The following is a 12090-nucleotide window of genomic DNA, read 5'->3' as shown; positions in this document are numbered from 1 at the left end:
TCCGATTAAATGTCACACCCAAAAATCCCTTATCGGATAGGCAGGACTTTCTAGACAAAACCTCTCACTCGACTACAGGGAGGTTGCTTTCTCTATGCCTATAGAGATAGACATCCCTGCTGTATAGTGCTCCTTGGCCACTGGATCCCCTGCTCTTTGTAGCACGGCATGGAAACGTCATATTAAAGATCACATTATCCGATTTCCCTTACATAATGCCTGAAAATATCTTTTATTCGGTTAATAATGGCAGTTTTTACCTCCGGTTTTGCCAACCTTCCGACTCCGATGTCGCCATCAAACTGCGCTGGGTCCACTTCCTGAATCGTAACCCAGCTCAGCCACCAGTTATTGTGCGTCGCTCCCTCGATGTCCACGAAGCGATTGTGGTCAGCGGGCACCTCAGCGTGCTTCCCTCCCTCGAAACGCCCCAGACCTACCCAAAACCTGTCTGACGCGTCCAGGCCCACAACCAAGTGCAGGTTCTCTAGTTTTCGGTCGCGCACACCATGTATACGGTAGAACCGGTAGCCACTAGGCGTCCTTCCCCTCGCCCAGCCTTCATAGATCCCCCAGTCAAGCTCGCTCCAGCGCTCCGGCGATTTTACTCTTTCCAGGCGAGGCTCTTTCTCTAGCGCCTGATGTACTCCCTCGATCAATTCCTCAAGCAGCCTGGCGTGCAAGAAGAAGACGGAGCGGGTTAGGCTCGCCAATGTGGTTACATCGCCCTGATTAGCGACTACGTGATCCATCAACCCGCTGCTATTCAGTTCGCTCAATGCCTCTTCTCGCGAGTGCATGCCGATAGACTCCATTAGAACTTCGTTGTACTGCGTCAGGATATGGTGAATCCGGCCTTTTTCCTGCTTATCGGACGTCCATTCCAACAGGCCAGTTAGCCAAGAGTGAATCTCAGTCTCGTAGCTGATGCACTGATAGCTGCCTTCTTCCAGCCCCGGCATATCGCCGGACCCGGACGGGGCTGAAACAGAGATGGGAGACGGTTCACAGCCGTCTAGCGTCAGATAAAACAGATGTGAGGTTACGGGTGGTACCGCCTCGGCTGCTAGCACCTGCTGGTAGCGCCATAGCTGAGCTTCTTGATCGGCCGCGTATAGCTTATTCTCGATCACCAAGCAGCAACCGGGCAGCCGGATCATCAGATCGACCCGACCATGCTCAGGGAAAGACCGTTCACGCCAGACCTGGGCGTAGTCGGCGCCAGCGTCATCAATTTCCAGCATGGATAAGAAGCGGCTCAGAGGCTCCTTTCCTAAGCCGTGATCCCCTTTCGGGTCCAGCAACCACCCCAGTAGCGGTGTGTGCAAGCGAACCTCATCGTGTACCGCGAAAAGCAGCGTTAGAAGGTTAGGCTTCTCTGTATACGACATCGCCCGGAGGCTCTGACACAGATCGGATTCCCAAAACCAAGATAGATCGCTCCCACAATCACTCAATCTCAAACTCCTTCGCATCCAGCTCCAAAGGCGCCTTGCTGTACCCAAACGTCAGAACTTGATGGAGATACTCCTCCATGAAGGCTTCTAACGATCCGAACGTTTCATACTGGTAGACGTGACGAAACTCATGGGAATACAGACGCGTTGACTCAAAGCCACTGGCTATGTAGATCGAATGCCCGAAGGTCATCCCCATTATCGTCCCATTCAGCATACCAACGCTCTTGGCCAGGCAGCTAATCACCGGGTCTTCCATGATCGGCACCTGATCGACCAGCATTACTCTGATATGAGTAGGCTCGAGCACGCCCACACTTCTAGCCAGATCGACACCAGCATCGCTCAGCTCCGTGCCCGAGTCCTGAATGGCACGGTAGTGGCCCTGGGCCCAACGGTTCACCGCTGTTCGCACGTTCTGATAGTTATTCATCCTTCCCCTTCGCGCTAACGCCATTTCCTCTCGATCATCCCGTCTAATCGCGACAGATTTTGTCGCACCACCGCGCTCTAAAACTCCAGCCAACGTACAGCACGCCCGGACACGCTGCCCGCCTGGGGTATCGGCGCTCTATTCGAGATTTTTTCAGGTACACATTACTTCCATGAGCCCAGGGAATCGAACCCTTGGTGACCACCAACTGGAGGTATCAATGATTCTGCAATGCCCGAATTGCAGCTCGATCCATGTCGGCACCCGTCATGACGCCAGGAAAGCCTGCGGCGCTGCCGGCACGATTGCGGGCGTAGTAGGCGGAGTAGCAACCGGCGCCGGTCGCATGCAACTCGGTGTCGCTCTGGGCGTGGCTGCAGGCCCGCCCGGCATGGCTATGGCGCTGCTACTCGGAGGGCTGGCTGGCGGCCTTGTCGGAGGTGCCGGCGGAGCCGCCCTCGGTGACCTGATCGACCAAACCCAATTGGATTCGCTGGAGTGCCTGCGGTGCGGACACCGGTTCGCGGTGCCCTCGGAGCCTCCTAACGCTGACTGATTCCTTGTTTTCCCCTTCCAAGCCCGCTCACGCGGGCTTTTTTGCTTCTGGAGACCCCCTATGTGCGATTGCGACAAGACCTTCGTAAAGAGTGAGAAGGGCCTGTATCACGCCTTCGGTCCGATCACCTCGGACGATATTATCCGCACCGCCGCCGCCATCCTGCAGGAGAGCCTGACTCGAGGCGAGGCCCTTTCCACCCCCCAGGACGCCGCCAAGTTCCTACAAATGGCGCTGGCGAACGAGAAGAACGAACACTTCGCGGTGCTGTTCCTGAACAACAAGCACCAGGTGCTCAGCTTTGAGCGGCTGTTCTTTGGCACCGTCGATGGGGCCACTGTTCACCCCCGGATCGTCGTGCAGAAAGCCCTGGAATGGAACGCAGCCTCAGTAATTCTCGCGCACAACCATCCCTCCGGACACTGTGAGCCGTCCCAAGCAGACCGGGACGTCACGCAGCAGCTGGTCAAAGCTCTGAGCCTGATCGACGTTCGTGTCCTGGACCATCTGGTTGTGTCTCAGTCCGGCTGGGAAAGCCTGTCCCGGCGCGGCTGGGTCTGAACTGCGCCCTGCCTACTGGCTCGACTCGTCTTTCCGATGTCGCCCCGCCAGACCGGCTGGGGCGCCGCCTATGGCCAGCTTAATACTGCGCCATAAGCCTTCCGAGCTAGAGAAGCCTCTTCACTGGCTGAACATCCATCTTCCACCGGAGAAACGCCATGTCTTCCAACGATCCATCGCCCTATCGCCGGTTAGCGCTGGCGGCGGACCTGAAAAGCGAGGTCCTGCCTCGAGCCGTCGCCCCGATCTGGGGGGCCTTTCTCTGCGAAGGGCTTATGACATCCCAAAGAGACCCATATCGGAGTGAGCGCTTACTTAACTTCTGGAGCTCAGGCCGCATGAAACTGATGATAGAGAGCTGTCGCTACTTGGACCGGATCTGGGCGTACAGCCGGCGCCGTTGGGGCCACCTGAGCCCCAAATACGGTATGTTCGAGTACGAGGTCATTTCCGCGTTCGGTCATCTTCTGGGCGTGCATCTGATCTTAAATCACGGTGAGCTCCCATCCGACGAAGAAGCCGATTTGATCATCCGGGACCTGGTCGATGCATTTTTTACCCGTGAAGATGCTCCCTAAGAGGGGCCAGCGTCTGAGCAGGGAAGCACCCCGCCGAGTACCGTGATAATGGCATCCGCCGGCGTTTCGCTGTGATGTCGGCCCGACTGGGGCTTCGTCCGCGTGGCGAAGTCCTTCGACCAGCGCATCACTGCGTCCAGTGGTTCGATAACGCTTCCGCTTGCTCCATGATCAGCTCAATCGCCGCTGGCGCTTTATCCGGCGGATATTTGTAGCGCTGTAATGTTCTCCGCACCAAAATCCGCAGCTTGGCCCGAACGCTTTCCCTCACTTGCCAGTCCACGGTAGTGGACCTGCGCAGTTTCTCGGTGATCTCCACGGCGATCTTCTTCAGGGTTTCGTCACCTAACTTGCGAACTGCGCTTTGGTTGCTGGCCAAAGCATCGTAGAAGGCCACCTCGTCCGGGTTGAGTCCGAGAGCAGCATCCCGCTCCATCTCCGCCTGAAACTGTTTGGCCATGGCGATCAGCTCTTCAATGACCTGCGCCGTTTCGATACCTCTGTTGTTGTAGTTGCGCAGCGTCTCCTGAAGCCGGTCGCCGTATTTCCTCTCCTGCACCACGTTGTTCCGGGTCTTAGCCTTAATGTCATCCTTGAGCAGCTTCTCCAGAAGCTCCACGGCGAAGTTCTTGTAGGGCATCTGTCGAACGTCTTCCAGGAATTCGTCGGAGAGCAACCCGATATTCGGCTTCTCCAGGCCGCATAGCGCAAATACATCGGTTACGCCCTCGGCGACCAACGCATTGTCCAGGATCTGCTTCAAGGCGGTGTTCTTCTCATCTTCCGTCAGCTTTTTGTCCACGCTGGTGAACTTAGTAATGGCTATTTTTACCTGGGATAGGAACGCTACCTCCTTCTGTAGTGCCTGGGCGGTGTCCAGGGTGGCGCACAGGGAGAAAGCCTTATTCATGGCCAGCACGGTATCCAGGAATCGCTTCTTCCCACCCTCCAGGCTGAGAACATAGTTGGCGGTAGGCACCAATAGCTTATGCGGTTCGGTTTCAAAGGCGCTGTAGTCGAATCCCTTACCCTGTGGTCCAGGCGCGAACATGCCATGGACGATATCCAGCTTTTCCAGCAGGATAGCGTAGGCCTCTTCGGCGCTGTGGGTGGGCGATCCCTTTCCTTTGGAGTCAGTGTAGGTCTTCAGAGCGTGTTTCAGTTCGTTGGCAATGCCAATGTAATCGACCACCAACCCGCCCGGCTTGTCCTTGAACACACGGTTTACGCGCGCGATGGCCTGCATCAGATTATGGCCCTTCATGGGCTTGTCCACGTACATGGTGTGGCAGCAAGGTGCATCAAAGCCGGTGAGCCACATATCCCGCACGATCACCAACTTGAGCGGATCGTTAATGTCCTTGAAGCGCTTCTCGAACCGCTTTTTGGTCTTCTTGTTGTGGATATGGGGTTGCAGCAGAGCGCGGTCGGAGGCGGAGCCGGTCATCACGATCTTGATGGCGCCTTTCTCCGGATCGTCGTCGTGCCACTCGGGGCGGAGAGCGACAATCTCGTTATACAGGTGAACGGCGATTTCCCGGCTCATAGCCACAATCATGGCTTTACCATCGATTGATCTTGAGCGTGTTTCATAGTGGCTCACCAGATCTTCCGCCACCTGCTCCAGGCGCGGTCCGGCGCCTACCAGCTTCTCCAACCGACTCCATTCACCTTTGGTTTTCTCACGGCTGCCAACATCCTCCTCGTCTTCAACGACTTCCTCGACCTGTTCGGACAGCTCCTCGATCGCGTCGCGATTGATGTCCAGCCTAGCCAAGCGCGATTCGTAGAAAATCGGCACCGTCGCGCCATCGTCCACCGCGTCCTGGATGTCGTAGATGGAAACGTAATCGCCAAACACCGCGCGAGTGTCTTTGTCTTCGCTTTCGATAGGAGTTCCGGTGAAACCGATGAAGGAGGCATTGGGCAGGGCATCGCGCATGTGCCTGGCGTAGCCGAACTTGTAGGTGCCGTCCTTCTTGAGAGTCGCCTTCAGGCCGTACTGACTGCGGTGAGCCTCATCTGAAATCACTACGATATTGTGTCGATCATTGAGAACAGGGTGCCCGGTCTCGTCGTTCAGCAGGGCGAACTTCTGAACCGTGGTGAAGATGATGCCGCCAGATTCCCGCTCCGATAGAAGCTGGCGCAGCGCGTCACGGTCATCAGCCTGTACCGGCTCTTGTTTGAGCAACTCCCGGGCCCCGCTGAAGGTCGCAAAGAGTTGACCATCCAGATCGTTGCGATCGGTTACCACGATCAGGGTAGGGTTGTTCATCTCCGGCTGTTGAAGTAGCTTGCCGGCGTAACAGCACATGGAAATACTCTTACCGGAGCCCTGGGTGTGCCAAACCACGCCCGCTTTCTTGCTACCGGGAACCACCTCGTCGCCGTAAGTCGCCCGCTTCTCTCTGATCCCGTAGCCGCCAGTGTCCTGAGCCGCAATGACGGTTGCTCGAACGGCCTCGCGCACCGCATGAAACTGGTGGTAGCCTGCAATCTTCTTGACCAGGTTGTCGGATTCCGTTTCGAAAATCACGAAGTAGCGGATGTAATCCAGGAACAACTCGCGGTCGAAGAACCCCCGGACCATGGTTTCCAATTGCCATTCCAGCAGGGGCTTATCGTCCTCGTGTTTAAGAGTGCGCCAGGGCATATAGCGCTCCTGGTTGGCCGTAAGCGAGCCTACCCGGGCGAGGTAGCCATCACTGATGATCGCGGCCTCGTTGTAGACAAACAGGTCGGGGACTTCGTCTTTATAGGTCTGAATCTGATTATAAGCGTCCCAGATATTCACATTCTCGATACCGGGGCTTTTCAGCTCCAGTACCGCCAATGGCAGACCATTGACGAAACAGACGACATCCGGTCGGCGCAGTTGCTTGGTCCCTTCAAGGGTAAACTGGCTGATGGCTCGGAATCGGTTGGCATCTAGATCGGCGAAGTCCACCAGAAACGCCCTGTCGTGAACCACTTTATCGTCACTTTTATACTCAACCGGTACGCCATCCAGAAGAAGACGGTGGAAAGCTCGGTTACTGAACGCTACATCCAAGCTTTCTGGCTTCCGCACGATATCCACAGCATGTTGGAGCGCTTGTGCTGGCATATGAGGATTAATTCGCTCGAGCGCTGCGCGGAGATCTTGAAGTAACAAAACATCACGATATGTTGCGCGAGCCGGGTCTGAGCTATCCGGTGCAGCATCAGCTCCATTTACGGCCTCCCACCCGCCTTGCTCAAACCAAGCTAAACAATTCAACTCAAGAGTACTTTCATTGATCATCGACGCCCCCCTCCCGGTATTCCTCAAGGCCGCGCCTATAAACCGACGGATTCATTTTGAAAAGAATATCAGGTGCTTGGTAGAGGTCCCCGTATACCTCGATCTCACCAAACTGCTCATAAAGATGCTCGTTATAGTCCTCGTTGTCAGAAAACCTAATCTGTGGCACGAAGTTCATCTTGTGCTCCACAAGTTCCAATATGAACGTTGCCAATGAATCTGTTTGCGAGGCAACCAAGTGGGCATAGAGCATATGCAACTGGGGCTCATCATAACCACGACCATGCGCAACAGGACAGTATTCATTCCGTAATGTGCCTATAGCACCTGCCGCGTTTTCAAGCTGAGAAGAGAATGAATTAACTAACTTTATAAAAGCCTCTCGAGTCTTTTGGTTTTCATTCCCCGTTCTCTCCACGCCAAGCGCTGTGATTGCTTTCTTTGCAAGCCGACCCATTGAGATGCTCGATTCAACATCCTCTCCGCTTTCCTTTAGGACGGATTTGCAAAGCCTTTCAATTAGCGCTTTGCACTGACCGACCACCAAGCCAGATTCACCTTCTAAAAGGCTACTATTGATAGCAGCAATAGTTTTCTTGATCTTATATTTGTCGCCGTTGGCCTCAGCTTTCACCAGGCAATAAGAAACCTCGACTTTCATTTGAAAACCCTAACGCCTGACAAAATCTGGGGCAGTAATGAATCTCTAGTTCTTGCCAAGACATATGATTCATCATACCGATTTCTAATTTCTTCGAAAATCGGCTTCGCAATTTCATCAAAAGCCTCGCAAACCCCACGCCCCGCTCTTATAAAAGGTATGCTATTCATGTTTTTTTGGTTCAACTTGAGCTGAACAGCACCGGTAACATAGGGGGCGATATTCTTATTTTTGATAAAAAGCAAAAGTTGCTCAGTAGATACGGGAGAAACGCCCTGAATCACATGAGCATGATTATTTACCCACATCTTACCCCAAACATATTGGGTAAATGGCGCCCCGCTTTCTTTAAGGACCGAACCATCTTCCCCAATCAACAAGTAAACACCATCAAAAATATATTCGTCGACATAGTCCATAATCGATGTTGCACCAAAATACGGTATGCTTCCTTTCTTCTTTTCGCGCTGAATCTTTGAAAGGGGAATTCGATGTTTATCCATACAAGTAGATACCTCGCCAAAGGTCGTGACTTGCCATCCTTCCGGAATGTCCCCCAACTCACTATTCTTTATCGCGGATGGAAATAGCTGGGCAATGGCACGGAGATCGGCGTGTTGCTTTGGAAGGTCGACCTGGAGGCGGGCTAACTGGTCGTTCGTCTTGCCGGCAATGCTCTGCATAGCGGCACGCACGCTATCTTCCTCGCTGCCCCCAGCTTCCAGAGTCGCCATTCTGGCTTTGACCGGCTCAAAATCAACAAACCAGCTTTTGAAAATAGCCTGAGCCACCTTTTCAAGGGTTTCGTTAATTTTCCGGTTTACCTGAATTTTATCGTCAAATGCTCTCAGTATATCTCCAGCCAGCTTTCTTACATTCGCATCAGGTATCTCAAGTTCGAAGTCTGAGAGCGATTGCCAGGAGACACGCTGGCGACCGGATGTGCCCTCCATTCTTGCTTGAGCATAAGCTCTGAACTCCGGCGTTCTGGCCAAATAGTAAATGAAGTCCTCGTCTACAGTCGGGTCTTTAGCCGCCATCACAATAAATTCAGTCGACCCATGACCTACGACACCGTGCCCAAGCCCGGACACTTTCGCAGTCTTACCGTTTTCTAAGCATGGGGTTATACGCGCAAAAAGAGTATCTCCATCTATGAATCTGGCTCCCCCTCCCTTAAATTCACGTTTACTGACACTGGAGATATCCCTGCTTGACTCAGGCAAAGAGGCCATGTCAACAAAAGGCGCCAAACTTTCTTTTTTTAAAGGCCTTTTGGGATTGAATTCAACGAGCTCAGATAGTCTTCCCCTACTCATACCCCAGCCCTTTCAAATTTCGCATAATTTCGGCTTTAAGCTCGTCGCTACTCGCAAACTGGTCACGCAGCTGTCCGGTAAGCCGTGCCATTTTCTCGGCAAAGGGCTCGTCATCCTCTTTCTGTTCCTGTGCACCGACGTAGCGACCAGGTGTCAACATAAAATCATGCTTTTTGATTTCGTCCAGGCTGGCAGCTTTGCAGAAGCCTTTGACATCCTCGTAGCCGTCTCCACGTTGCCACCTTCGGAAGGTGTTAACGATTTTGGCGATGTCTTCGATGGCGAGGTCTCGCAGTACCCGGTCTCGCATAAATCCCAGGTTGCGGGCGTCGATAAACAGAAGCTCTTTTCGACGGTCGCGCTTCTTCTCGTTACGCACCAGACCGTTTGCTTTGTCTTTGGTTAGGAGCCAGATACAGGCTGGGATTTGGGTATTGGTGAACAGCTGACCGGGCAAGGCGACCATGCATTCCACCAGGTCTTCTTCCACTAAGCGCTTGCGGATCTCGCCTTCGTTGTTAGTGTTGGAGCTCATGGATCCGTTGGCGAGGAGCAGCGCCATACTACCGGTGGGTGCCAGGTGGTGGATCATGTGCTGCATCCACGCGAAGTTGGCGTTGCTCTTGGGAGGGGTACCGTATTTCCAGCGACTGTCTTCGGCCAGGGATTCGCTCCACCAGTCCTTCATGTTGAAGGGTGGGTTGGCCATCACGAAGTCGGCGCGAAGGTCTGGATGTTGGTCGTTCAGAAAGGTATCCGCGTTTTTCTTGCCGAAGTTAAAATCGATACCCCGAATGGCCATGTTCATTGCCGCTAGCCGCCAGGTGGTGGGATTGGACTCCTGGCCGTATACGGAAATGTGCTTCTTCTGTTCGCTGGGGTCGTAGTGCTGCTCTTTGGCGTGTTCTTCGATAAACTTGTCGCTGGAAACAAAGAAGCCGCCGGAGCCCATAGCGGGGTCGTATACTCGGCCGGAGTAAGGTTCAAGCATCTCCACAATAAGGGTAACGATGCTTTTAGGCGTGTAGTACTGGCCGCCCTGCTTGCCTTCAGCCAGAGCAAACTGGCCCAGGAAATATTCGTAGACGTGGCCGAGGATGTCTTTACTCTGCAAGCTTAGCTTCTCGCCACCGAACACTGGCTTGGTGAACGAAGTATCAGAGAAGGTGTTGATCAAGCCCAGCAGCTTTTCGTTCTCCAACTGATACTGGCTGATGCGATTGAGAATGCCCTTGAGCTTGGGATTATTCTGTTCAATCTCTTCCAGGGCATTATCGATCAGCCAGGACACGGAACGCATCTTCACATCGTTACCTGCATCGTCCTGCCAGAGCACGGACCCCACAGGCAGCACAGCTTTTTCTTTCAGGGTGTTCCAGCGGGCGGGTTTCGGAACCCAGAACACATTGGCTTCGCGGTAGTAGTCCAGTACTTCTAGCTCCTCCAGCAGGGCCTGCTGGTAGTCCTCCTCGTCGTCGCAGTCTTCCGGCGGCAGGTAATAGACGTCGTCGTTCTCATCTTTAAACTGTTCCAACAGCTCTTCCTGCCGTTCCTCGAACGCATCGGATACGTACTTCAGGAAGATTAGGCCCAGCACCACGTGCTTGTAATTGGCGGCATCCAGGTTGGCGCGGAGCTTGTCGGCGGCTTTCCAGAGCTTGTCGTCTAGACTTTTAAGGAATTCCTGTTCTGTTTGCTTCATTTCTGTCCCATTGATACTACATTCAGTTTATAAGGTATCGGCTCGTATCGGAGCTATCCTACTACTGGGTAGCCGGCCTCGCTCCAGAGCCCCCCGGGATTGTCCATCATCACTTCGATGACCCGAGGCACCAAATCACCGAGGATCGCGACACAATCGCGAATTTGCACACGGTTGACACTACCGTTCCAAGTCGCGCCGGCGTGGATGATCTGGTTACGTAGGATGTAAATGCGGCTGGAGACGATAGATAGGCACCGCCGGTGTATCCTGTCTGGCCAGGGAGTGGTTAGCGGCTTTCTTGGCGGCTTTGAAGCTGGCTGGCTCGTTGAGGTGAAACCGATCATCAATGTCTTGGCGTAGGCGGCGTTGAAGGCAATCCACAGGAAAATGAAGCGACTATCCGGATCCGCCTCATGCTCGGCACGGTCCAGCCAGCTTAAAGCTCGGTGGACGCGCAGCCCCAGATTGTCGGAATAGCCGACCCGTTCGGCGCGCTGGCGCGCCTTCAGCCCCTGATGAGTCCTTTGCATGCCCCTCCCTAATCGCCCGCTCCGAGCGACACAGCGTTCCGCGACCTTCTGGCCAATAACGCTTTTTTTGGAACCTTATCACAGTCTGAATGGGGCGCCAGCCTGGTCAAGGCAATTGATGCAACAGCATGCCAAGAGCGGGCAGAGTGAGTGATCACTCGCCGACCAGCGACTCCGAGTAGATGCAGTCCAGCACCTTGTCTGCCTGCTGTTCCATCGCCGCGTAGGCATCCATCACCCCTGAGCCCCACCAGGTGCCCAGCCGCTGAAATCCCGTATTCTCCATGTAACCAGTTGATTTCTGGGCATATTCAATGTCTTTGAACTGAACAACCGTCTTGCCCGGCATGGGGGCGACTAGCAGCTTGTACCTGGCCGCGTGACCGATGGGCATCAAACCGCCCGATGTGTACTCGGTGACGCCTTTGGCCACCACGACGCCACTCTCCTCATCGGCGTGCTGTAGCGTGGCGCCTCCCCCTTCTTTCCGGCTGCTCTCGATGTCGTAGTAGGTGCCAGTATACGCGCCGACGAACGACGCCGAGCTATCGCTCAGGGTAACCTCGCTGTTGTCCACATTAAGCGACACGCAGGTAGCCGGGCTTTGCTTCACGGCGCCCTGGCGCTCGAAGGTTACGGCGTCCACCAAGCGGACCGTGGATCCCATGCGCGACTGCGGCTCCGAAAGCGTGACGTTCTCTGGAAGTTCCTTCACGGGCGCGGCGGTGCAGCCCCAGAGTCCTAAAAGCATTAGTGAAATACCAATGTAGTGCTTCATAAGCCTTCCCCCTTCAATTTTTGAGACCGATAGCGGCCCTTTCTTGTCCATGCCGGCTGACTGGCCAACATATAGGCCCACGATCCTCTCCGTGGATACCAGCCCGGCCAACCCGGCCAGCGGAATGGGGCATCCCTGCCCGAAACGTCTTCCGTGACAGAAGTTACTTTATGACGCCATTATCTACATGACCATGCTGACGACATGGACATGTCGTATTTTCAGG

General features: G+C 54.4%; 10 protein-coding genes. 2 read left to right on the top strand and 8 right to left on the bottom strand.

Features of this window, described 5'->3' with window-relative positions:
- Positions 1–194: 194 nt before the first annotated feature.
- Positions 195–1391 (bottom strand): PDDEXK-like family protein, encoded by a 1197-nt coding sequence (locus FGS76_RS00140; RefSeq protein ID WP_170214366.1) that lies wholly within the window; start codon positions 1389–1391, stop codon positions 195–197.
- A 58-nt stretch (positions 1392–1449) separates the two neighbouring features.
- Complete coding sequence (locus FGS76_RS00135) at positions 1450–1890, bottom strand: hypothetical protein (protein WP_138770608.1); 441 nt, start codon at positions 1888–1890, stop codon at positions 1450–1452.
- 616 nt (positions 1891–2506) lie between these two features.
- Between FGS76_RS00135 and FGS76_RS00130 the strand changes: the two genes are divergently transcribed.
- Both FGS76_RS00130 and FGS76_RS00125 read left to right on the top strand, forming a co-directional pair.
- The gene (locus tag FGS76_RS00130) at positions 2507–3007 is read left to right on the top strand and encodes a JAB domain-containing protein (RefSeq protein WP_138770607.1); all 501 of its coding nucleotides are present in this window, start codon (positions 2507–2509) and stop codon (positions 3005–3007) included.
- A gap of 158 nt (positions 3008–3165) precedes the next feature.
- Complete coding sequence (locus FGS76_RS00125; protein ID WP_138770606.1) at positions 3166–3585, top strand: hypothetical protein; 420 nt, start codon at positions 3166–3168, stop codon at positions 3583–3585.
- Positions 3586–3712: 127 nt separating this feature from the next.
- Here the strand turns inward: FGS76_RS00125 and FGS76_RS00120 are convergent, their stop codons facing one another.
- The 6 genes from FGS76_RS00120 to FGS76_RS00095 all read right to left on the bottom strand — a co-directional run bounded on the left by FGS76_RS00120 (position 3713) and on the right by FGS76_RS00095 (position 11864).
- Complete coding sequence (locus tag FGS76_RS00120) at positions 3713–6868, bottom strand: type I restriction endonuclease subunit R (RefSeq protein ID WP_138770742.1); 3156 nt, start codon at positions 6866–6868, stop codon at positions 3713–3715.
- Positions 6861–7532, bottom strand: a complete 672-nt coding sequence (locus tag FGS76_RS00115) for an abortive infection family protein (RefSeq protein WP_138770605.1) — start codon at positions 7530–7532, stop codon at positions 6861–6863. Before FGS76_RS00115 ends, FGS76_RS00120 begins: the two co-directional genes overlap by 8 nt.
- Positions 7529–8851: a restriction endonuclease subunit S gene (locus tag FGS76_RS00110; RefSeq protein ID WP_138770604.1), complete on the bottom strand. Its 1323-nt coding sequence runs from the start codon at positions 8849–8851 to the stop codon at positions 7529–7531. The genes FGS76_RS00115 and FGS76_RS00110 overlap by 4 nt, the downstream gene beginning before the upstream one ends.
- Positions 8844–10553 carry a class I SAM-dependent DNA methyltransferase gene (locus tag FGS76_RS00105; RefSeq protein WP_138770603.1) on the bottom strand — a complete coding sequence of 570 codons (1710 nt, stop codon included), beginning with the start codon at positions 10551–10553 and terminating at the stop codon, positions 8844–8846. The genes FGS76_RS00110 and FGS76_RS00105 overlap by 8 nt, the downstream gene beginning before the upstream one ends.
- A gap of 53 nt (positions 10554–10606) precedes the next feature.
- Positions 10607–11086 (bottom strand): HEPN domain-containing protein, encoded by a 480-nt coding sequence (locus FGS76_RS00100; protein WP_138770602.1) that lies wholly within the window; start codon positions 11084–11086, stop codon positions 10607–10609.
- A gap of 154 nt (positions 11087–11240) precedes the next feature.
- The gene (locus FGS76_RS00095; RefSeq protein ID WP_138770601.1) at positions 11241–11864 is read right to left on the bottom strand and encodes a hypothetical protein; all 624 of its coding nucleotides are present in this window, start codon (positions 11862–11864) and stop codon (positions 11241–11243) included.
- Positions 11865–12090 lie beyond the last annotated feature (226 nt).

This window comes from Alloalcanivorax gelatiniphagus (assembly GCF_005938655.1).
In the GTDB taxonomy this organism is placed as follows: domain Bacteria; phylum Pseudomonadota; class Gammaproteobacteria; order Pseudomonadales; family Alcanivoracaceae; genus Alloalcanivorax; species Alloalcanivorax gelatiniphagus.
The sequence above is the reverse complement of the archived record's forward strand: the minus strand, read 5'-3'. Positions and strand labels throughout refer to the sequence as shown.